Here is a 21,016-nt window from a genome sequence, read left to right as displayed (position 1 = left end):
AGCTTCGTAATAACCCACTCCCAACTCGCGTAAAGTAATGACTATGATAACCCCCTCGGCTTCCATACAACGCAATGTCATCACCGTTACTCAGCTTAACCGCGCAACCAGTCAATTACTTGCCGAGCATTTCCTGTCTGTTCTGGTTGAAGGCGAGATATCCAATTTAAGCACCCCCGCTTCCGGGCATATGTATTTTTCGTTGAAAGATGCAAATGCCCAAGTGCGTTGCGCCATGTTTCGTACCCAGCAGCGCGGATTGGCGTTTAAACCGGAAAACGGAAAGCAGGTTATCGTCAAGGCGCAAGTCAGCCTGTATGAACCTAGAGGCGATTACCAGCTTATCGTCGAACATATTGAAGAAGCCGGGGATGGAGCCTTGCGCAGGGCGTTTGACGCGTTAAAGCAGAAACTGTTGGAGCAAGGGTTATTCGAGCCTGCCCATAAGCAAGCCTTGCCGGTGTTGCCAAAAGCGATTGGCGTTATTACTTCGCCTTCAGGCGCGGCTATCAGGGATATACTGACCGTGCTAAAAAGACGTTTTGCGACGATACCGGTTATTATTTACCCGGTTTCCGTGCAGGGCGATAATGCAAAACATGAAATTGCCAAGGCGATAGAGATCGCTAACCGGCATAAACAGTGCGACGTTATCATTCTCGGGCGCGGCGGCGGATCGCTGGAGGATCTGTGGGCGTTCAATGAAGAGCTTGTTGCCAGGGCCATTTATGCCAGCCAAATTCCGATCATTTCAGGCATCGGTCACGAAACCGATTTTACCATTGCCGATTTTGTCGCCGACCTGCGCGCGGCGACGCCTTCTGCGGCCGCGGAACACGCCAGCCCCGATCTGCAACAATGGCTATCGCGGTTCAGCTATCTTGAAACGCGGCTGCAACAACAACTGCAACGAAAGCTGAACCACAAGCAACAAACTTTGGACTGGTTGACCAAGCGGCTGCAACAGCAACATCCCGGCCAGAAGCTGGCTGGAAATGCACGACGCATGGACGAGCTTGAGGCTAGGCTTAATCAAGCCATGCACACAAAGCTTCGGCACATGGCCGGCATGATTGAAGCAAAAACGGCTAAATTGTGGCAGCATAATCCAGCGGTAACCATCAACAGCCTTAAACAGCGGCAAGACTATCTGACCAATCGCCTGGTTTTGGCAACCGGACACAAGCTAAGGCAACTTAAACAGCGTTTATTAAATTCCAGCCAGACCTTGCATGCGGTCAGCCCCCTGGCAACGCTAAGCCGTGGTTATGCGATGACGATAAACCCGGCTTCCGGGGAAATAATCCGTTCTACCGAACAACTCAAGCCGGGGGATATAGTGCAAACCCGTCTCGCGCAAGGCCGGTTCACCAGCCAAGTTAAAGTCATTGATCCGGATTAGCGATGGGTTTGGTAAAAGGCCATTGCTGTAGCACTTTATAACGGACGCCTTCCGGTTCGCTACAGGATTCAATCAGGCTGAATGCCTCGGCGCGCCAGACTATCGGCTCGATTTTTATATCCGGCAAATGCCGGACGTGTCGGGCCAGGGTGATATGGGGCGTGTAGGGCCGAGTATCGGTGCGCAGGCCGCAGTTTGCCGCTGCCGTCTCCAACGCGGACACCAGCATCATCGCCGGATTCGGCGCCGGTTGCCGGCAGCTCAGGCATAAAATTCTGGGCCTACGCCAGTAGCTTAAACGGTCAAAGGTCAATGTAAATGGTTGCGTCGTAATATCGGCCACTGCCTGCTTAAGCAATGATCCGGTCTCAGCATCAACTTGTCCTAAAAACACCAGCGTTACATGGAGATTGTGTGGCTGTACCAATTTTAGTCCTTTAGCGGCCATGGATGGATGCAAGCGCGTCAGCGCTTGACGGGTTTCATCGTCAGGCCATAAGGCAAAAAATAATCTTGATGTATCCGGCATGATTTTAAATTACGGTAGTATGAATAAACGCTAAACGGCCAAAGCGGAGAGATCAAACCGGGCCGCTATTTCTCGGGGAGCGACGCAGGCCATTTTGCGCCTGAATCTATCCATGCTCTGAGCAGTAATACCTCGTGTTCGGAAAGTTTGTGCGCATCAAGCATAGGCATATCTTCTCGGGCTCCGGAGATTATTGCGATCAGAGGGCTTGCATCACTCTGGCCGGGTAAAATCAGCGGTTTGCTGCCAAGGTTCCGGAAGAAATTTTCGCCACGGTCAGCACGAAAACCGGCGTACTGTTTTTGCGGTCCGTGGCATGGCAAACAATTTTTTTCAAAGATCGGATAAATATTTTTCCAAAAAGTAAGCTCCGAATCATCATTTCCCGAGTAAACAATTGATGTTGAACTTGTCTGTTCATTAAAGGGATTGCCAAAAGCGGCGGGTCGGGTTATTTGTTTGATGCTATGCTGGACTATCCATGCGAAGGCCATGAAAGTCAGGGTTACGATAACAAGCGTTAATACGCCGCTATAAAGTAGTGATGGGGGTGAGGTTTGTACGCCACGGTAATGCTTGACGATGACTGTGACGATCCACTTCCAATGGAGCATCAGATGGATGACGAGCACTGCTAACAGGCCAAAACTGATCCAGAAATGTATGTCGCCATATTGGTGACGAGTAAGACCCCACAGGCTAAAAGCTTTGTTGCTTCCGGGGAGCAACGTGAAACGCAATATATAGCCTGTCGCGATCATGCCGAGAAACAGCAGGGCCGCGGCCACATCAACAATGATGTTTATAATGGTACGGTTCATGTTTGCGACAAGCTAGCCACTATGGGCATGGGTTTTCCGCCTATGCTGCTAAGAGCTATTTTGAGGTTAGGCGGTTCCTAAGCATAATGTCTGCAAAGAAACCTCAGCACAGTGCCTGCTGCCGGAACCGGCTAACCTGAAATAAAGCCGGGATTATTTAATAAGGAAATCTCTCATCATGCCCATATCTTCGTGTTCCAGATTGTGGCAATGGTACATATACAGGCCTTTAAAATCGTTAAACGGTTTTAATAGTGTGATTTTTTCGCCCGGCATCACCAGAACCGTATCTTTCCAGCCGCTATCGATAAATCCTGCGGAAACTGTGCTGTAGGTTTCACTGAAACGCGGGCTCATTTCGCGCTTAACGATTTGGAACTGTTCACCGTGTATATGCATCGGATGCGGCATATTCATCATCATGCCATGCGTGCCGCCTTCAAAACCATTATCGAACTCGATGAGTTGCAGACTGTTAACCGGGATAGTTTCATACGGCTGAACATCGTTCATTTTATAAGCGCGGCCGTTGAGCAAGGCTGACATATGCTCCATGGATAAGGTGATGTTTCTGGGATTGCCAGCATTTGCAGCATTCTTGACCTGCAAAGCGGTAATCGGCGTCAGAGTTTTGGGCAAGCTGTTATCGCCTTGCTCCTTTTGGGTGACCCGGACCTTTAAGATCGGGTAATCGGAGCCTAAAGGCAAAGCGCTGACGGACATCATTCCCCCGCCCATCATGCCACCGCCCATCATTCCGCCGCCACCCATCATGCCCCGGCGTCCGCGTCCGCCCATCATACCCCCGCCCATACCTCCGCCACCCATCATGCCCATGCCGCCATGCGCCGCAACATCAAAGCTAAGGCTGCGCAAGTTCAGTTCGGTACCGACCGCCCGTCCGCTAAAGTCCGTCCAAACCTCCGCCCTTTCACCCGGAGCCAACATCACATAAGGATGTTGCTCCGGGGCTGGCAGCAAGCCGCCGTCAACACCTATTACCGTCATGGGGGTGCCGTCATCCCAGGCCAGTTTATAAATGCGGGAATTAGAACCATTGATCAACCTGAACCGATAGGCGCGTGTTTTGACCGGTAACGCAAAATCAGGTCGCCCATTAACCAGTATCTGGTCGCCTAAAAAGCCCTGCATGCGTTGCATCATGTGTGATGAATAAGCCAGCTGGTTTTCGCTGTCGAAACTGCGATCCTGAATCACCAGCGGCACATCCAGGTCGCCCTTTGGTAAATTCAGTGCCTGTTCCTGGTCGTCAGTAACGGTTAACAGCCCTGCCAAGCCGGAATAAACTTGTCTGGCGGTGACGCTGTGCGTATGGGCATGATAGAAATAAGTTCCCGCCCGGTTGAGTATCTCAAATTCATAGACATAGGTTTCGCCCTGATTGATCGCATACATGGGGTTGCCGTCCATGTTGGCCGGGACATGCAGGCCATGCCAATGCAGAATCGATTGCGCCGGCAAATTATTGTTAAGAATCATCCTGACTTTCTGGCCTTTCTTAAAACGCAAGGAGGGCGCCAGGTAAGTTCCTTCATTATTGTCGAGCACTCCTTGAGGGCCTTTTACGACTTTGCCGGTAATTTTCCAAATGCGGGTTTTATTGCCGCTTAAAATGGCCACATCAACCGCGTTCATGGTCAGGTCAATTTCAACGTCAGGGATAAAGTCGGCAGACGGCATGTTGGTTCTGACAAATTCACCCGCCTTAACCCAACTCGGGTAAGTGATCGCTCCGGCGATACCGATTGCGGTGTATTTTAATAGTTTGCGGCGTTGCAGATTAGTCGTCGTTTTCATGGGCTTCCCTCAATTCAAGTGACATTAACGACTTTGTACCATAGTTTTGCGATGTGTGTGAATCGGAGTCGCACACTTTGATGGAGTAACGATTGATTAATGCGGCATGCAGATTTTTCTTTACGCTAAAACCGGGCTGTAACGCTGGCAATAGCCGGAGGGTGCAGAGAATGAGTTGCTTGTTAAATAGGTGGAAATGGTTTGCAGTGCCGTTAAGTCGATGGGATGGTTTTGACGGCAATCTGCCGGCCAATCCCCGGCTTCTTTCAGTTGTTTCGTTAGACGGTAGGTGGTTGGGGCAATGATAGCCCGTTGCTGCCAACGAGTGCGCTAAAAGCAAAAGCGCTTTTTCAGGGTTTGGCCGGAAACAATTGTTATTCAGTATCCAGCTGACGGCATAATCAGTGCTTATGCTGCGCCAAACCCGGAATAAAGAAATTCTATTTTTCAGCGGCCTAGATAATGTTTTCGGCCATTACTTGATTTCTACCGTTATCTTTGGCTCGGTACATTGCCTGGTCCGCGCGCTCGACCAAGCTTTCGAGGGAGTCGTTTATTTTAAAACTTGAGACTCCGATAGAAATGGTCACTTTTCCTATCGATTTTTTACTCCCCTTGAGCTTTAAAGGGTGCTGGGCTAACGAGATTCTTATTTTTTCGGCGATTTCCATGGCCCGGTTAAGCGGTGTGTTGGGCATGATAATGGCCATTTCCTCACCGCCATAACGGGCTGCACAATGGTATTTGGTAATATGCTGCTTCATCAGATTAGCGGTATAACGCAGTACGTTATCCCCCATCTGGTGGCCAAACGTATCATTGATTTGTTTGAAGCAATCGATGTCCAAAATAAGCAGGCAAAGTTCAACATTGCTTTGTTTATGACTTTCAATATACTCATTCAACTTTTGGTCAAAAGCGCGCCGGTTTAAGAGTCCCGTCAAAGCATCGGTTTTTGCCGTTTCGCGTGCATGTGCAAGTTCCTGGCGCAGCAACTGCATTTCCTTTTTGCTCTCGTCCAGTTGAGCCTGCAACGCCATGCTGGTTTCGGCAAGATTTTTGGTTCCAGCGATGATTTCGTTTAAGACTGCTTTTATTTCAGACAGGTTTTGGTTGTTTTCCAGCCGCTTACTCTGATTTTGGAAGTCCATTGTTGCTGCACTGGCTTTTTCGCCAGTAGTATCCAACGCTTCACCGGTTTTGTTAATAAGCTGCAATAAGATGTGATTTATGTTTTCCAGGGAGTCGAATGAAGTATCGCAGATGTGTTTTTTTAAAAGTCTAACGCTTAATTCAGAAGTAAAAGCATCCTGTTTGCCCAGTAGTTCATCCAGTTCATTCTTTAAGGGAATGTTTCTGCCAACAATATATTCATAGAAAATTGCAAAATTAAGAGGATCGGTAGCAATTTTATGTTTTGACATGAGAGGAAGTATTTGCCGAAGATATTCTGCATTTTGTTCCAGCGTGTCATTATAGTTAGTAAGAAATGTTAAGCCACCCATAGTCATTTTATAAGGCAAGGATATTGATTAATTGGCATTATTCTAATCAGTTACTTTATATTTTCAAGTGTCGGTATTTTCAATGCTCACGCTCATCAATCGTTTTTTAAAACGCAGAATGCACCTTGGCTCTATAAATTCTGCGTAGCAACGTTTTATTTTAACAAGATTTGCCGATGTTGAAGCTCAAAGGCAGTCGCCCCGTTACAGCTTGTAGTTGATTTGCCGCTACCGGTATTCTCAAGCCGGAGTTCGACAGCATATCTTGAGACCCTCTTTTTCGAGTACATTATCGATTTGCTTGATCGGCAAAGCTATTAGATAGCCGAGCCACTGTCTTTAAAATCTCAATCTGGTATTTTTGTTGTTTGCTTTTTGCAATCCAATAAAAAAATGAACTGCACTTGTTATTTAAATTTAAAATAGTAAAGAAAACATAGTGCACGAGACTCAATTGACAGACACCAAACATTTTTTCAGCAGTGACGGCGACTTGGCCAAGATAATTCCGGGTTATCAGCCGCGGGAGGCCCAGGTTGAAATGGCCGAGGCCATTGCCCATGCTATCGAAGCCAACCAGCATTTAATCGCCGAAGCCGGAACCGGAACCGGCAAGACTTTCGCCTATTTGGTGCCCGCCATTTTATCGGGCAAAAAAGTCATTATCTCGACCGGCACCAAAAATCTTCAGGACCAGCTGTTTAACAAGGATCTGCCGGTGATCCGCAAGGCAATGAAAACGCCGTTTATCGCCGCCTTGTTAAAAGGCCGCAGCAACTATTTATGCACCTATCGACTGAAAAACGCGTTAACTTCCACATTGGGTTTCAGCAAGGAAGATGCGGCCGCGCTGGCGAAAATCAAATCCTGGTCGAAACGCACCAAAACCGGCGATACCTCGGAAATGTCCGAGGTGACGGAGGCCGATCCGGTCTGGTATCAGGCAACCTCGTCATTGGATAATTGTCTGGGCCAGGATTGCCCGGATTACGCCGAGTGTTTTCTGGTCAAGGCCAGAAAGAAAGCGCAGGAAAGCGAGATTCTGGTGGTCAACCATCATTTGCTGTGCGCGGACTGGTCGATACGCGACAGCGGTTTCGGCGAGTTGTTGCCCGATGCTGAGGTGGTCATCATCGACGAGGCGCACCAGCTGGCCGATACCGCCTCCAACTTTCTAGGCATCACCGTTAGCGCCAAGCAGCTGAACGATCTGGCGAAAGACGCGTTGATGGAATATTTCAAAGATGCCACCGACATACCCGCCTTACGCACCGCCTGCGAAGACCTGGAACATGAGGTTAAAGACATGAGACTGGCGTTTGGCATCGAGCTTAAACGCGGCGACTGGCAGGACATCGAAAACAACCCCAAAATAGCCGCGAGCCTGACTGCGGTTAAAGACCAATTGCAGCGCTTGTCCGATCAATTGGAGCTGGCCTCGGTAAAAACCAAAGGCCTGGATTCGTGTTTCAAGCGCGCCGACGAACTGGTGCAGCAGTTAAAAATTATTCTCGAAGACAACAGCGGCAAATGGATACGCTGGTATGAAACCTATAAAAACACCTTCACCTTAAGCCGGACGCCGCTGGATATAGCCGCGGAATTCCGTTCTTTTATGCAGCAACATCAGGCCGCGTGGATTTTTACTTCGGCGACCTTAAGCGTGGCGAACAGGTTCGATCATTTCGCCAATAACCTGGGGCTGAGCAATGCGGCCAGCGAAAGTTGGGGGAGTCCTTTCGATTACGCCCATCAATCGCTGTTTTATCACCCGAAAGGCTTGCCACAGCCGAATGATCCCGACTTCATCCCGCGAATCATCGAGTTTGCGGTGCCGGTGTTGCAGGCCAGCAAGGGCAGGGCGTTTTTCCTGTTTACCAGTCATCGCGCACTTAAAGAGGCCGCTGAATTATTGGAGAAAAAAATAGACTACCCGCTGCTGATTCAGGGCAGCCGACCCAAGGGCTTGTTGCTTGATCAATTCAAAGCGGCGGGCAATGCCGTACTGTTGGGCACATCGAGTTTCTGGGAAGGCGTGGATGTCAGGGGCGAGGCCTTGTCCTGCGTCATTATCGACAAACTGCCGTTCGCATCCCCCGGCGATCCGGTGTTGAAAGCGCGATTGGACGCAATGACCAAACAGGGGCGGAACTCATTTTTCGAATACCAGCTGCCCACCGCCGTGATTGCGTTGAGGCAGGGCATAGGCCGTTTGATCCGCGACGTGACCGACCGGGGCGTATTGATGGTCTGCGATCCTAGATTGTTAAAGAAGTCCTACGGGCAGATATTTTTAGACAGCGTACCGGCCATGAAGCGCACCCGCGACATAGAAGAGGTGCGGGCGTTTTTTCAGGACGAGTTTATTGAAAAGTAGAACGGACTTAGGTGTAGCTAAACAGGAGTGCAAGCTTCGCTTGTACTTGCAGGCGAAGCCTGCACTCCGCCAGCACTCGCTAAGTTAATTACCACAGAGACCAAATAATGAAATTACTGGCAGTAGAAACCTCGACCGAAGCCTGCTCAGCGGCGCTGTTTATTGACGGCAAAATAGCTGAACGCTTTGAGCTGGCCCCCAAAGTCCATACCCAGCTGATTTTGCCGATGATCGATTCATTAATGGCGGATGCGGGCTTAAAGCCGCAACAGCTGGACGCGCTGGCATTCAGCCGCGGCCCCGGCTCGTTTACCGGCGTGCGTATCGCCACCGGCGTGATTCAGGGCATCGCCTTGGGCGCAGACTTGCCGGTAGTCCCAGTGTCCACCCTGGCGGCTATAGCGCAGGATTTTTTCGATCATAATGATGAGAACGTCGCCTTTGTCGCGATGGATGCGCGGATGGGCGAGATATTCTGGGGCGTTTATCAACGTGATGCCCAAGGCTATGCCGAACTGATCGGCAACGAAGCCGTGACTCCGGCTGATGCAGTTGAATTTCCCGATCTGACCGGCGTAGGTATCGGCTCAGGCTGGGGCGTTTATCATCAAGAATTGACGGCGCGCTTGGGCGAGCGAGTCAGTCGCTATCAAGCCGAACTACTGCCCAGAGCCGGTGCGATTGCCCGCTTAGGCGCGCGAGGTTTCGAGCAGGGCTTGGCCGTTGCCGTCGAACAGGCCATGCCGGTTTATTTGCGGGATAAAGTTGCCAAGAAAGAATCAGAGCGATAATGCGGATGATCCAAAACAGTCTGTAAATTATGCATTGCGTACCGTTTTCCTAGCTCAGCGATGAGGGATGCCGATTATGAGTTGGCTGGGCAAATAGGGCATTTGCCAGTAAAACAAAAAGTTGAAAAAAAGCAGCGCCCGCTATCGCAAAAAGAGAGGCGAGTAAAACCAGTACGTTTAAAATTTTCATAATGAGTCATCCGTTATTGTTTAGTCTGAGGGTGATATTCCTCCGGTTAAATAAGTAAGACAAGAAATTTAATGGGCGATTAAAGCTGGGCTGGTTCCGGTTTTTAGATGCTTTGAATAACCCGTGGCTAGTCCACCACAAGTTGTTTTTTTGCGAGTTTATGCTTCGGGTACATGCTACTGGTCGCAAGTATAAATAAATATCTTGGTGAAGCTGAATTGCATGGCGTTTTGCGTAAAAACAACAGAGCAGTCAGCGGTTATTCAGCAGTAAATTAATAAGCAGGGAGCTAAAAATAACCGCAATGATTGCCGAAGCTTTGTCAGGTTAATTTCGCCATCTCTAATGAATCATCAGTCCCAATGCAAATCCAGGGAACGGAGGCGATGTCACGCCAGCGGGGAAAGGCATCGAGTTCGGTGACTTTGTCGGCGTTTAGGATGGTGCTGCTAGGGCTACATAGAAGCGATATTGGCTAGGGTACGCACTGCGTATTTAGCTTTAAAAATGACAATAAAAAAATTGCCATCTACGTTGACAATAATTTCATTGCTAAGTGCGGTAGGGTGGGGCAATGCTGTTTTGCCCGCTCATCGTTTTTTTGCCAAATAGTTTTGTAATTCGGCATCATCCAACAACGTCTCTTGTTCCGCTTCCACTGCCAAGCGGTGTTGATTGAATTTTTCGTATTGCTCCAAGGCCAGTTGATCGGCGACTGCTTTGCTGACCGTTCCGGCATTAGTCAAAATATCGCGCTCATTAAACTGCAAAAATGCATCCAGCTTGCTGCGCCAGTCGCGCATAAAAATCTGCCGGTGGCGTTTGGCTTGGTCTTCGGCATAATCCAGGTACATACTGACAATGCGGTTCAGGCCGTCCATTTCTTCGTTATTCAGATAATTCTTGGCTACGGTCACATCGCCTTTGCGGACTTTTACGCCTTTCCAGGCAGTCAAGCCCATATTCGGCTGGCTGGCATCGGCGCGATCAGCAATCAATTCTGCGGCGGTTTTACCGGAAATGGCGAAATGCAGTTTGTTTTGTACGATTTTAAAAAATTCCAGCGTTGCTTCGGCTTGGGGATCGTAATCGACCGCCAGTTTATAAATATCGCGGATTTTCTGGTAAAAGCGTTTTTCGCTGGAACGAATGTCGCGGATGCGCTCCAGCATTTCATCGAAGTAATCGGAACCGATGTTGGCGACCTGCTTTAAGCGCGCATCGTCCATCGTGAAGCCTTTCACCAGATATTCGTTCAAGCGCTCGGTAGCCCAGCGGCGAAACTGGGTGCCGCGATGAGAGCGCACCCGGTAACCGACGGCGATAATGGCTTCAAGGTTATAGTGTTTGGTGCGGTATTGCTTGCCGTCGGTGGCAGTTGTCAAGTATTCCTTGACGACTCGATCTTCTTCCAACTCTCCTTCGGCAAAGATATTTTTCAAATGTAGACTGATATTCTGTTTGCTGGTTTGAAATAGTTCTGTGAGTGTTGCTTGCGCTAGCCAGACCGATTCATCCTGCAAACGCACTTCGATACGGGTTTGGCCGTCTTCGGTTTGGTAGAGTACAAAGTTGCTGTTAGTGGGTACGTTTAAGCTCATGCTTGCAATTCTGTTTAATAAATTTATGAATTTTGGGGTTCCACTACAGCAAACCACCTTGTGATATACAAAGCAATCGAACAAAAAACTTGCTTGGAGAGAACTGTGTTGGAGTCAGGATCAAGGTTCCTATCATGGCGAATTGCCTTGCGGCGAATCCGCCTTACTGGGTCGGCGGTTGATGTAATAGTAATAGCTCTAACATTACCCTTTTTCTCCCCTAAAAAGCATAATCAACCAAAAAATGCAGTGCCGTAGGATGGGCAGAGGAACGAAGCCCAGCTTTTTTGAGCTCCGTCTGTTGGGCTTCCTTGCGTCAGTCCAATCTATGCACTTCTAGTTTTAGTGAGTGAGTGCATCAAGAATTTTACTTTTAACAAGCGTCCAATCTTCGGTCTTGTCTGCCTTTAAACGTTTAGCAAGCCTTCGCTTTAAAGTTAATTTAGCTATTGAAATTTTATACTCTTTATATAAGTCATCAATTAACCGCTTTCCACTTGCCTGCTTAAACCAATTATCTTCCCATATAGGTAAGAGCTCTGCGTGTTTAGTATTACAGGTATCTATAAAGGTGTTTTTCCAATTTGAATTATCATGATTCTGTATTTCTAACTTCAGCGTATTAAGTCTATCCGACAATATTTCAGCCATTTCTGCGAAAGACTTGCCTTCAATATCTTTCGATCTAACTCCAACGCTCTCCGGTGATTCTTTAGCGTAAACTTCTCTTGCAACTACTTCACTAAGTTGTTGCAGTGCCATTTCCTTTAATCTTTTTTCAAATATACCTCGGGAATCAAGATCAGTTACGCCCAATTCAGTAAGTTCATCGAATAGTTCTTTTGGTTTTATAAGGTAATTTTCCAGGCAGTATCTATCCCATTGAAGAACTTTTACTAATGGGGTACTAACAATACTTGAAGGCATTCGATCAAGATCGAAAATAAAACAATTTAATTTGTCAAGATCGCCCTTCTTTTCAGCTTGTTGCAATGTTGTAATTTCTTTCTCGATTCCAGTCCTACCGCCAAGGCTTGTGATTTTATAGCCAGATACAAATTCATAAAACCCATCTTCTAACACCAGTGAATCATGATCTCCTTCAACAAATATATTACCTTGGGAAAACATACTATCCGCCGCAGAAGTTCCTAAACGGGCTAAAGCGCAAAACACTTCATGGCTATCTTTCTCATATATTTTAGTAGCATCATTATGTGACCTTAGATGATGTACAGTGCAATCTTCTCTATCAAACGCTGTTCCAAGTATTTCTCCAGAATGTGTACAAAGAAGCACTTGAATGTCGTTTTTTTGGATAATTTCTTCACTAATGAAAGATATTATGTTTTTGCATACCGCGGGATTTAAATGTAGTTCTGGTTCATCCAAAAGAGCTATGCCACCTGAAGCAAGTGTTTGAAAAAGTAGCATAAATGTGAGTATTAATCCCTTCTCCCCACTACTCATTCCATCAATATCAAATACTTTGTTGGATGATTGTTCTCGAATAGCTACTTTCAAGGTTCCGACAGGAGTAACGGAGATACCCGCAAGTTCTTTTCCAGGCAAGAGCTTAGCAAAAACTGATGCGAAGTCTTTGTGTAGTTCGTTTTCATTCACGCCAGAAAGAAGTAAGTTATTTACTATTGTTTGCTTTAGTCTCTGATATTTTGTTGATGCTTGCCCCATGTGTGCCTGAATCTGACTATTTGCTTCATTTGATCCAATTTGGACCACTGTTTCTCCCGCAGGAAAAGCCCTGTCTGCTGGAAAATAACTAAATAATGCTTTATGAGGGGGATGTCTTCTCTCAAGAAGAATAACCATTGCTTGATTTAATTGATTTTCACCTCGAATACCGCCCGCAGGATCAATTGTTAGGCAAATCGGCAAGGTAAAAGGTGCCACGAATTTTGATAAATTACTGTCAATTTGACGCGCAGCTTCGTCAAGTCTTTTTTTACCTTCTTCCGAAGAAAGAAATTGCGTCAGAGCTAATTGATTTTGGTCTTCATTTCTACCCATCTGACCTTTAAGTATTTCTAAACCTAACTGTTGTGAACTAATTGAAAGGTAATTCAATTCATCACCATTAAGTTCAAGATCCATTTGTATTTTTATAGGTATAGTTTCATCGCGAGTTAGAGAAGAGAATTCTAGGTAATTATTTAGTTGAGGGTGTGGAGACATTGCGCCCAGTGAAACGAGAACTTGCTGACCCTCCTGAAAATAGCGGGGCATCAACAAACATTTAACAAGACGAATGGCTTCAAGAATTGTCGTTTTACCAATAGCATTTGGCCCGACGATTACATTAGTCGGCTGGTCAAAAACAAAATTAACATCACTTAGTCCACGTAAATTTTCTATTCTTAGTTTTTTTATCTTCATTTGAAGACTACTCCCTCGTTTTATTGCTAGTAAGTAATTATATGTTTTTGCATATATTCATAATAGCACGTAGCCTGGATGGAGCTTGCGGAATCCAGGAGCTCCGCGGCACCGATCGCTCCGTATTTCGCAAGCTACATACCGGTGCTACCTCCCACGCACCGCCGACAAAATCAAATCCTGATTCAACACGATCAGCATTTTTCCGGTCATGTTGCTTTCGGGGATATTCACCAGCGATTTGATGTAGCCACCGTCGCCCCGCAGTAATTCGCCGACCGGCTGAACCTGCGCTTTCTCGAAACTGGGAATCGCGTCAAGCCCATCCACTAATAAGCCGATCGGCCCCGTTTCTGTTTTGACCACGACAATTGCGCCGGCGGTGTTTATCGGTTCGTCCGGCTCGATGGGGGTATTGGTCAAAATCCGGCCGTCGATGACGATGATCGGGGTCTTATCATTGTTGCCGTCAGGGCTGTTATCGCAATACATGACGCTGCCGACGACATAGGACTTGGTGCCGGGCAACGGGTTGATCATTGAGACTTCTATCGCTTCGACTACCTCGGAGGCATAAAATGAGTAAATATCCGAGCCGATATAAAACGTTGCCAGATCGACCGCATCACCGGTCATCGGCTCTTGCGGGTAAGTGATGGCTACGCGTTGTTCGGAATCGGTTGCTTCGGTTTTTTCTCCGATAGGAATAAACACGAATGCAGCAACATCGTTATGATAATCACCGGTGGTTTTAAACTCGCGGTATCCGCGTGACGAATAACAGCCGACGGCGTAGTACTTTTTGTTGTAAAGCACGATCTTGGATTTTCCTGCGCCTTGTTGCAGCTCAAAAAATTCAGGGTCTATCCAGAGAATCTCGCCATTTTGATAATTGGACGCATCGGTTGACGCAATGATGCGGCCGCTGGGCCGTTCCACAAACAGGCCGAACGCGCCGGGTTTATCGGGCAGGCAATCTTCAAGCATGTGCTTGAATTCAGGCGTGGAGTCAAAAACGATGCCGATACCGCCCACTATCTTGTTCATGTCGTCAATATGCCGGATCGCGGCATTGTAAACATAGGTGGGTTTGCCGTCGTACAGCCAGGATTCTTCAAAGGGCGATACCCGGTATTCCTGCGGCGAGCGCAATGAAAAAGTGTCCTGCGCGTAAGAGGCAGTCACTTGTCTGCCGATTGCATCCATAGGGTCGTGATGCAGATTGGACTCGGCGACGATATTCCCTTTGATGTCGTAGATAAACAGGCGCGTGTAAACAGTGTAAAGCTTGTTGATATAGACCAGGATATCGGTAATTTTCGCTTTATCGTCAGAACTCAGCCGACCTTCGGAGAGGATGCGCCGGATTTCCGAGGTTAGCGCCCACCAGCGGCAATCATTGCTGCGTTCGTACAGGTTGCGATCCATGATATCAATCATCAGCCGCGCGATCGATTCGGCATTACGCAGTTCCGAGGTAATCATCGTGGTATGCAGCTTGCTGCTGGAATCGGCAAGCGCCTGGGCGGTGCGGGCTCCCATCGAGCGAAGCTGTTTTAGAATCGCCTTCAACGATAACAGGTTGCCATGCTCGTTAGTCGCCATGACCTGGCCGTTCCAGATCACGCGGTGCAGGAACAGGTTGATGTTTTCGGCGGCGTCGGCAATCAGGCTGGACAGCTCGGTAGACAGCGCGTCGCCATGGCGAAGAATTTCGGCGTTAATCTCCTTATCCGACGCGGAAAAACCGAATGCCGAATGTAACGGGATCATCGCATGCCCGTACCATTCCTGTCCGGCATAACCCTGGTAGGGACGGCCCCGGTGCGTGACCGACAGGTATTCGCGTCCGGCAAAGTCGAGCATGCCGTAGGCGTCACCTTCCGGGACGGTTTCAATGACACGGCCGATTGGGACATGGTCCTGGTCGCTGGTGGCAATGACTACCGAGTCGGCATCCAACAGCAACATGACCGCTTTGTCGCCTTTCTTTTGCAGGCTGCGGAATATGCCTTCCATTTCATTATCGAAGCGAAAGGACAGGCACAAAACGCCAATCACTGAATCATCGACCGGGTCGACGATGCGCCTTGAATAAATCAGAGCTCGGTCTGTGCCGGGGCGAAGACCGGTTTTACCAAAGGTTTCAATATATTCTGCCGTTGACTGCAAGGTTTTGCGGATAACCGGATCGGAAATTCTTTGATCGACGCCCGAGCTACTGCGGTCAAGCCGGGTCAATATGCGGCTGTCGGTATCCAGAATGATAATGTCGTCGTATACGGTATATTTGGAGCCGTACTCGTCAAGCAGTTGGTTAATTAAATCCACACTGGTTCTTTCGCCGTTTGCGGAAGCCTGAACGAAATTGCATATATCGGCATTGGTCGCCAGAAAGCCGATGTCTGCGGTGCGCTCATACAGGTTGCGCACCAGAATATCGATCGACACCTGCGCTTTGGATTCCAGCTCAAGACAGGTTTTTTTGATTTCTTCGGATACCAGTTGGCTGGTCAGTTTGCTTTCAAGATCGGCAAAGCCTTTTTTGGTGGCTTCCATTGCCGGCAATATGGTTGCGGCTTCTGCGGGACAACTGATTTCCGCGATGGCAGAAACCAAGCCCCAAGTTCCGTTCAAGTCGCGGAGAATTTCTTTGCACTGGGAAACACTTCGGATATACGGAGAGAAAGTTTCGAAACGCTCGGTTTCTGACAGCATGTGATTAATCCTTCATTATGCGTTGATGACAAAATATAAACTTCACAAAGCAAGATGCGAGCCATATGGTTTATTGCCTTGCGCGGATAAGGGTTGCGCGGATAAATGAAGTATGCCGCCTTAAGAATGCACAAAAATAGTGCATAGAATAAAGGCTGATTACCAATTTTGTGCGGTATGTGAGATGAAGGGATGTCCCGATTTGTTAGCGAGCCTGGCTCACCAGTCCTGCCATGTTCTACGTCGTTTTTATTGCATTCGCACTAAGTAATTAGGCTTATTGATCTTTATTAGGCTCGGGAGATAATGACTAGCCCTTTCAGAAACCGTCCACGTTGCCGATTCGGCGATTAAAAATTAGCGCATTTTGATTTGAGTTCCCGATAACCCTAAAGACAAAAGGCAGCTATGCGGCACACTCCAAATTCCCTACTTCCGCCCGTCAGCACCAAAGCATCAGGAGAAATGAGGCGTGTCGGCGTAGAGCTTGAATTTTCCGGGTTGACTCTTGAGAATATCGCCCTGCTGATCCGCGAGCAGTTCGGGGGGGCGATCATAGCTCACACGGCTTATGAAAATACCATTACGGGCACGAGTTTGGGCGATTTTAAAGTTGAATTGGATTTTCAGTATTTGAAAGAAAAAGGCCGTTACAAGCCGGATCCGGAGGATTTTCTGGCCCAGTTTGATGAATGGTCCGAGCTGATTTTGCGCACGGCGGCCGAACAGATTGTGCCTTTTGAAGTTGTCACGCCCCCGATTCCTATGGATCGTCTTGGTGAACTGGAGCAATTGATTTTGCGGTTACGTGAATCGGGCGCACAAGGCACGGAAAGTGGTGCATTTTATGCTTTTGGCCTGCATTTTAATCCGGAATTACCGAGCCTGGACCCTGAAACCATCGTTTCTTATCTGAAGGCTTTTCTGTGCCTTTACGATTGGCTGATTCACTATAGCAAAATCGACTTAACTCGCGCCATGTCCGGCTATATCTCCCCGTTTCCGACTGATTACATCCGGCAGGTGGTTGATTTGGATTATCATCCCAATCAGGACAGGTTGATTGATGATTACCTGATAGCTAACCCTACCCGCAACCGAGCTTTGGATATGCTGCCGCTATTTAGCTATCTGGATAAAACCAGAACGCTGTCGGTTATTGACGATCATCGCGTTCATGCCCGTCCTACCTTGCATTACCGGCTGCCCAACTGCCAGATTGACAAGCCCGGCTGGAATATTGATAGGGATTGGCATAACTGGCTGATGGTAGAAAGGCTGGCCTGTAACCGTGAGTGTTTGAACGCAATATGCCGGGCTTATATAGAGTTTCTGGAAAGGCCTGTGGTCGAGCTGTTTCAGGATTGGCAGGAAATGGTTGAGGCATGCCTGAAACATTATTGCGCCCTCTAATTGGCGTAACAGGACCTGGCAAAGGAGGCGATCGGGCTTGGTATTTTACCCGTTATGCTATTATCTGGGCCGGAGGCCTCCCTCTACGGCTGACGCCCAGGAATTTTCACCTGCATGAGGGATTAGACGGTATTGTGATCGGCGGGGGTGACGATGTTTATCCTGCACTTTACGAATCGGAGGTATTGCCCAAGACGCGTTACGACAAGGAACGGGATATGTTTGAATTACTTTATATCGAAAAAGCCTTGAGACAGGATATACCGATATTGGCTATCTGCCGCGGCGAACAGCTGCTTAACACCTATTTGGGCGGTACTTTGCATCAAAATTTACGCAACCTGCGTCGCTATACGCGCAACCGCTGGACGGTATTGCCGGTGAAAACCCTGCTGGTAGAATCGGACAGCCGTCTTGAAGAACTGCTGGGGACTAGCCGCTGCAAGATTAACAGCCTTCATTCGCAAGCCATTGATCAGTTGGGTGAAGGGCTAAGGGTCGTCGGCCGTGACCTGGACAATATTGTGCAGGCTGTAGAAGACCCGTCGCGGCTCTTCTTGATGGGGGTTCAGTGGCACCCTGAATACTTGCTTTATATGTCGCGCCAACGCAACCTTTTTCACGGACTGGTGCAATCCGCACGTCAGGCGCTATGACCGCTTATTTGAGCTTATTCGGCATGAGTTTTTTGGCCGCCACGCTGATTCCGCTTTATTCGGAAGTGGCGCTGGTCGGCTTGTTGGCTGCCGGCTATGACCCTTTGCTGCTTTGGTTGTTCGCATCGACGGGCAATACCTTGGGCGCTGTCGTGAACTGGGTCTTAGGCCGTTATCTATTGCATTTTGAACATAAACGCTGGTTTCCATTTCCCGCCTCAAAACTGCATCGTTACCAGCGCTGGTACCAGCGTTTCGGCGTCTGGTCGTTATTATTGTCCTGGCTGCCGGTGGGCGGAGACCCTCTGACATTTATTGCCGGCATCATGAAGGTAAACCTTGGCATCTTCGTTATTCTGGTGGGCCTGGGCAAAAGCTTGCGTTACGCCGTCATCATCGCATTATCAGGCTATATGTTTTGACATTCCATGATTGAAATCACCGAGGCATCCGGTTAGGATCAAGCCGCGCTGCGGTTTCTGGATGGCGAACACAACAAGCGCGGCCGCTATTTTGGATATAATTTTTAGTTAAGATAACTTTGCTCTAATCACTTACGTCAATTTTGTTCAACTTTTTGATGAGGAGGAGATGGCAATGTTAAACGAATTTAAATCTTTAATGACCTTACTTCAATCCTATCTAACCTGGGTTTTGAACATATCGTCAGGAAAAATGGCAGCATGTATCCTGTTCCTTTTTTTTGCGCTGTTGGTGATTCTTGAATCTTGCTGGCCCAGAGAACAACGGTTCAGCGAACGGTTGCGGCAGTCTTATCGGGCGAACATTCAGCTATTTACTTTCAATAGCATTGTGATGTCGTTATTGTCGATTTCATCGCTATGGGCCTTGGCTGAACAATACTCCGATAAAGGATTGCTAAATTACATTACGAATCCGCTAGGGAAAGCGATTCTTGCGTTTTTAGCGTTGGATTTACTGTTGTATATCTGGCATAAAACCAGCCATAGCTTCGATTGCCTGTGGATGTTTCACAAGGTGCATCACACTGATCCTTATTTGAACGTTTCAACGGCATTCCGGGCACACTTTCTGGAAATCTTAATCATCAATTTCATGAAGGCGATGTTAATTGTTGTTTTAGGAATACAAGAAGCCCTGGTGCTTGCGAATGAGATAATAGTTACGTTTTTTACCATGCTGCATCACACCAATATTTCATTCCGGGGCGAACGGCTTCTTGGACGACTGATTATTACGCCGTATTTGCACCGTGTTCATCACTCAGTCAAGCGTCATGAGCACGACCGTAATTACGGTTCGGTTTTATCGCTATGGGATCGTTTATTCGGCACCCTGGCAGAGCTGAAACCTGCCGAAATAGGTGTTAAGGGAAGTGCGCCGCAAGACCTTGTCGGTCTGGTAAAGTGTGGCTTTACAAGGGCGGACAGGTCGCCCGTTCAGCCTGTTAACCTTGATACAATGATCTCTGAAGCCGCTTATTACAAAGCTGAAAAGCGCGGCTTTTACCCAGGCAGTGAGCTTGAGGATTGGCTGGAAGCGCAAAGTGAAATTAAGTAAAGGCTGACGCTTCTCAGTATGAGTTTAATTTGATTTTGTAAGACAAAAAGCGTTTAAGAATATGGTTGATTTTAGACAGGCTATAAACTGAAGCCGGCGACACAGGACTGATTTTTTGTATAAATCATCATTCATTTTTAAGCTTGTTCAGTACCTGGGTTAATTTCTCCAGCTGTTTGTACAATATTCTGGCCTGTTTTTCAGCATGTTGCTTGTCAAACTCCAGCTTCATGCACTTGTCATTGAGCTGTTGGTTTGCCATTTTGAGTGCCTCAACTTCCGATTGAAGCAGCCTTATTTGAGGGGCCTGTTCGTTGCCGGCAAGGCTGGCGGAGTGACTGGCCGGTTGCATGGCTTGGTGATGTTGAGGAACAGTTTCGGAGCGCTCTGCATTAGCCTGAATAGTATCTGCAAGAGCGAGGTCCTGTTCCGAATCGGACTTGGCGCCCGTCATTCCTCCGCGCAAGATCATGGCATTAATTTTATTGCGGAGCAGTAAAAAGACAGCGGCCTCGCTGGTTTTCCCATCGTTGCAAACCACAATGATAGGCTTCTCGCGGTTTAATGTTTTAAGCTGCATCCTTAACGAGAAAAAAGGCTCGTTGATACTGCCGTCAAGATGGTGCTTTTCATAATCGTCGGGCGCACGTACATCCAGCAATATAGCGCCCTGTTTTAGCGCCTCCTGCGTCTTTGGATAAGTGACAAAGGCCAGGGAGGGCTCTTTTATTAAAGACACGAATTGTTGTTTATTAAGCCGTAATAAGGAGATATCCGTTAGTGCTGTAATTGTGACGTTTCTGGGCGCGTCGGAAAGCAGCGAGTCTTCGCCGAAAGTATCGCCGGTTGCCAGTTGAGCCAATTTAATCTCTCTTGCGTTAGGCGAGGGTTTGCGCGTTAATTCGCATTGCCCGTTTTTAATCAGGTAATAATAATCCCCCATGCCGCCTTGATCGAGAATAATTTCGCCCTTGCTAAAATGCACTGATTCCAGACTCATTAAGATCTTTTGTAAATTGACAGGTGGAAGGCGTTGGAAGATCGGCGACCTTAATAATGCGGTCATCCAGTCATCTGAATCGTCTTGAGTCTCGTCTATAAACATCTTGCTGTTGTCCTTATATTTGTTGGTGTTTTTAATATACAGCGCAGGAAATTGAGTATTCGGCAATGTTATTAGCGGCATCAGTATACAAGCAATCAGCCCAACTTTGGACTGTTTACGCCATCACACATTCATAAATGTTTTACCTGGACCG

At 47.8% G+C, this 21,016-nt stretch carries 15 protein-coding genes; 7 read left to right on the top strand and 8 right to left on the bottom strand.

The annotated features are described in order from the left end of the window. Positions 1 to 37: 37 nt before the first annotated feature. Positions 38 to 1,402, top strand: a complete 1,365-nt coding sequence (xseA, locus tag M0R47_RS13860; protein ID WP_292555840.1) for an exodeoxyribonuclease VII large subunit — start codon at positions 38 to 40, stop codon at positions 1,400 to 1,402. On the opposite strand, the gene thpR is transcribed toward xseA, so the two are convergent. The 4 genes from thpR to M0R47_RS13840 all read right to left on the bottom strand — a co-directional run bounded on the left by thpR (position 1,386) and on the right by M0R47_RS13840 (position 6,093). Continuing rightward, positions 1,386 to 1,931 carry an RNA 2',3'-cyclic phosphodiesterase gene (gene thpR, locus M0R47_RS13855; protein ID WP_292555838.1) on the bottom strand — a complete coding sequence of 182 codons (546 nt, stop codon included), beginning with the start codon at positions 1,929 to 1,931 and terminating at the stop codon, positions 1,386 to 1,388. The two genes, xseA and thpR, sit on opposite strands and share 17 nt — an antisense overlap. Positions 1,932 to 1,996: 65 nt before the next feature. Further along, a complete protein-coding gene (locus M0R47_RS13850; protein WP_292555837.1) occupies positions 1,997 to 2,752 on the bottom strand; it encodes a DUF4405 domain-containing protein in 756 nt (251 codons plus the stop codon). A gap of 153 nt (positions 2,753 to 2,905) precedes the next feature. Further along, positions 2,906 to 4,570 carry a multicopper oxidase domain-containing protein gene (locus tag M0R47_RS13845; RefSeq protein ID WP_292555835.1) on the bottom strand — a complete coding sequence of 555 codons (1,665 nt, stop codon included), beginning with the start codon at positions 4,568 to 4,570 and terminating at the stop codon, positions 2,906 to 2,908. 455 nt (positions 4,571 to 5,025) lie between these two features. Continuing rightward, positions 5,026 to 6,093, bottom strand: coding sequence for a GGDEF domain-containing protein (locus M0R47_RS13840; protein WP_292555833.1), 1,068 nt, complete (start codon positions 6,091 to 6,093; stop codon positions 5,026 to 5,028). 436 nt (positions 6,094 to 6,529) lie between these two features. Between M0R47_RS13840 and M0R47_RS13835 the strand changes: the two genes are divergently transcribed. Both M0R47_RS13835 and tsaB read left to right on the top strand, forming a co-directional pair. Continuing rightward, a complete protein-coding gene (locus tag M0R47_RS13835; RefSeq protein ID WP_292555832.1) occupies positions 6,530 to 8,452 on the top strand; it encodes an ATP-dependent DNA helicase in 1,923 nt (640 codons plus the stop codon). Between the two features lie 107 nt (positions 8,453 to 8,559). After that, the gene (gene tsaB / locus M0R47_RS13830; protein ID WP_292555830.1) at positions 8,560 to 9,243 is read left to right on the top strand and encodes a tRNA (adenosine(37)-N6)-threonylcarbamoyltransferase complex dimerization subunit type 1 TsaB; all 684 of its coding nucleotides are present in this window, start codon (positions 8,560 to 8,562) and stop codon (positions 9,241 to 9,243) included. Positions 9,244 to 10,023: 780 nt separating this feature from the next. Here tsaB and M0R47_RS13825 read toward each other — a convergent pair. The 3 genes from M0R47_RS13825 to M0R47_RS13815 form a co-directional block, all read right to left on the bottom strand. Further along, entirely contained in the window at positions 10,024 to 11,034 is a 1,011-nt protein-coding gene (locus M0R47_RS13825; RefSeq protein WP_292555828.1) for a virulence RhuM family protein, read from the bottom strand. Positions 11,035 to 11,376: 342 nt separating this feature from the next. Beyond that, a complete protein-coding gene (locus tag M0R47_RS13820; protein ID WP_292555827.1) occupies positions 11,377 to 13,428 on the bottom strand; it encodes an AAA family ATPase in 2,052 nt (683 codons plus the stop codon). 147 nt (positions 13,429 to 13,575) lie between these two features. After that, positions 13,576 to 16,146 carry a chemotaxis protein CheW gene (locus tag M0R47_RS13815; RefSeq protein WP_292555825.1) on the bottom strand — a complete coding sequence of 857 codons (2,571 nt, stop codon included), beginning with the start codon at positions 16,144 to 16,146 and terminating at the stop codon, positions 13,576 to 13,578. A gap of 465 nt (positions 16,147 to 16,611) precedes the next feature. Between M0R47_RS13815 and M0R47_RS13810 the strand changes: the two genes are divergently transcribed. The 4 genes from M0R47_RS13810 to M0R47_RS13795 all read left to right on the top strand — a co-directional run bounded on the left by M0R47_RS13810 (position 16,612) and on the right by M0R47_RS13795 (position 19,757). Continuing rightward, positions 16,612 to 17,559, top strand: coding sequence for an amidoligase family protein (locus M0R47_RS13810; protein WP_292555824.1), 948 nt, complete (start codon positions 16,612 to 16,614; stop codon positions 17,557 to 17,559). Continuing rightward, on the top strand, positions 17,532 to 18,215 hold the full coding sequence (locus M0R47_RS13805; protein WP_292555822.1) for a gamma-glutamyl-gamma-aminobutyrate hydrolase family protein: 684 nt from the start codon (positions 17,532 to 17,534) through the stop codon (positions 18,213 to 18,215). The genes M0R47_RS13810 and M0R47_RS13805 overlap by 28 nt, the downstream gene beginning before the upstream one ends. Continuing rightward, positions 18,212 to 18,637, top strand: a complete 426-nt coding sequence (locus M0R47_RS13800; protein ID WP_292555820.1) for a YqaA family protein — start codon at positions 18,212 to 18,214, stop codon at positions 18,635 to 18,637. The genes M0R47_RS13805 and M0R47_RS13800 overlap by 4 nt, the downstream gene beginning before the upstream one ends. A gap of 175 nt (positions 18,638 to 18,812) precedes the next feature. After that, complete coding sequence (locus M0R47_RS13795) at positions 18,813 to 19,757, top strand: sterol desaturase family protein (protein WP_292555818.1); 945 nt, start codon at positions 18,813 to 18,815, stop codon at positions 19,755 to 19,757. Between the two features lie 127 nt (positions 19,758 to 19,884). Here the strand turns inward: M0R47_RS13795 and M0R47_RS13790 are convergent, their stop codons facing one another. Continuing rightward, positions 19,885 to 20,943 carry a cyclic nucleotide-binding domain-containing protein gene (locus M0R47_RS13790; RefSeq protein ID WP_292555816.1) on the bottom strand — a complete coding sequence of 353 codons (1,059 nt, stop codon included), beginning with the start codon at positions 20,941 to 20,943 and terminating at the stop codon, positions 19,885 to 19,887. Between the last annotated feature and the right edge of the window lie 73 nt (positions 20,944 to 21,016).

Origin of the sequence: Methylobacter sp., assembly GCF_023227905.1 — a bacterium.
In the GTDB taxonomy this organism is placed as follows: domain Bacteria; phylum Pseudomonadota; class Gammaproteobacteria; order Methylococcales; family Methylomonadaceae; genus Methylobacter_A.
This window is presented reverse-complemented; position numbering and strand designations above follow the sequence as displayed.